This is a genomic window from Protofrankia sp. Cr1 (assembly GCF_963555865.1).
In the GTDB taxonomy this organism is placed as follows: Bacteria; Actinomycetota; Actinomycetes; order Frankiales; family Frankiaceae; genus Protofrankia.
On sequence record NZ_CAUVXO010000552.1, the window covers coordinates 1,213 to 3,101 of the forward strand.

General features: G+C 68.9%; 1 protein-coding gene and 1 pseudogene. Both read right to left on the reverse strand.

The genetic code is table 11. The features are described 5' to 3' along the window. A partial coding sequence (locus tag U9980_RS25630; protein WP_322770276.1) for an ATP-binding protein occupies nucleotides 1-1,323 on the reverse strand: 1,323 nt, incomplete at its 3' end. A gap of 118 nt (nucleotides 1,324-1,441) precedes the next feature. Further along, nucleotides 1,442-1,889, reverse strand: a pseudogene (locus U9980_RS25635) (RNA polymerase subunit sigma-70); the annotation flags it as partial.

The following is a 1,889-nucleotide window of genomic DNA, read 5'->3' on the forward strand; positions in this document are numbered from 1 at the left end:
CCCGGACGCGCTGATGGTGGCGGTCGCACCTCGCCAGGCGCCCCCCTCGACGTACTTGCTCTCCACCGCCGTGCCGGCCAGTTGCTCGGCGACGAAGTCGATCTCATGACGGGACGAGGTACGCAGGTGGAACAGAAACAGGTCCTCGGCCCATCCGACACCGCGGGCATGGGCACAGCGCTGCAGGGCCAGGCCGGTCTGCATCTCAGCGAGCACGGTGATGTCGATGTCGGATCGGGCGGGGTTGCGCAGGTGAGCCAGCCGCGCAACCAGTGGATCGATTGCGTACAGTTTGTCCTGGGCGCGTTCCCGGGCTGTCCAGGCACGTTCTGCCTTCTGCGGGCAGTGCCAGAGCAGGTAGGCGTCGCCGAGATAGCGGACGTGGCGAGCTACCACGTCGTGTTTGAGATCCAGGTCAGCACCGATCCTGCTCATGTTGGCGGGAGCCGCCATCGACCGCATGAGTCGTTCCACCAGGGCAGCGGTGCCGGTCTGGCTGAGCTGGGACGCCGAGAAAGCGTCGCGGAACACGACGTTGAAGACGTCGTCGATGAACCACGCCGGCACCGGTTCACCGGCGCGGGCCGCCGCCACGGCAATCGGGAATCCGCCGTACATCAGATAGGTCTCCCAGGCGAGCACCAGATCGTCCAGCCACGGCAACAGATCGGCGTATGTTCTACGGGCCGCCTCTCCCCGCAGGTGGGCGAGGTCGACAGCGGGAAGGTCCGGCAGGTGGGGTCGCAGCAGCCGCGCGAAGCTCCGGAACCCCAGCGGCAGCAGGGTGCGGTCGCCATGGTCGATGCGTCCGCGTCGGCCGGCGAGCACGCCTGCGGACGCGGTCAGGCCCGCCGCGTTCGACCCGGTCAACACCACGGTGGCCACCGCGAACTCGGGGTCGTTGTCCCGCAACCACTTGATCTGCGCCGCCCAGTCACCGGTCGTCCCGGTGATCTCATCGAACAACCACCACCGTGCCGTGCCAATCGGTACCGGTGGCAGCGCGGTGTTCTGGACGACCGTCCGCAGGTCCTCCGCCGACCACACGTCCGCCGCGATCCGCACGATCGCCTGCGGTGGCGTCCCGCGTCTGACCAGATCGACGATGGTCTGCTTCACGGCCACCGTCTTGCCCACCCGGCGAGGTCCCCGCAGCAGGTAGAGACCCCCGTCGACCAGCCCGTCCAGACATGGTGACCGGTACCCGAGGCCGGTGTCGCGCACGGCGCGCAGGTCCGGATCCGTCGCTGCCCACTCGACGGTCCGCCACCACGGATTCGTGCGGGCCAGCTCCTGGGCAACCTGCCCGATCTTCGTGCCCATACGGCCACTCTACATTCCTCCGCGTCGCACCCTGAGGAAATGCCAATTCTTCAGGGTGCCACGCGGAGGAATGTAGACGCTGCTTCGGTGACCTGGTCTCCGAGCGCCATTCCCCGGTTCAGGAGTCCATACCCGCCGGCACATCGCCGATGATCGTGATGTCGAGCCCGCCGACCAGCTCGGGATCGGACAGCAGGTCGATCGCGACGATCTTCCCGGCGATGATCGTGAAGTCGAACACGACCCGCGGTGTTCCGCGCGGAGCCCACACGGCGCCCATGGCTCCGTCGATGAGAGCCGGTTGTGCGGCTCGGGCGCGCCCCGAGAACGTGTCGACCACGGCCGCCGCCCCGTGGGCCTCCTCGGCCAGGGCTGGCGCACCCGCGGCCCGCCTGGCCGCGGCGGCCTGCACGGCGGCCGGGTCGGCGCGGAGCACGACGTCCGGGTCGAGAAGTGCGAGCAACGCGTCGAAGTCGCCGTTGCGCGATGCGGCGAGGAAGGCCTCGACAACCGCACGCTGGCGGGTCAGATCCGTGGGGGTTGTGGGTGTGCCCTGTACCCGGCGA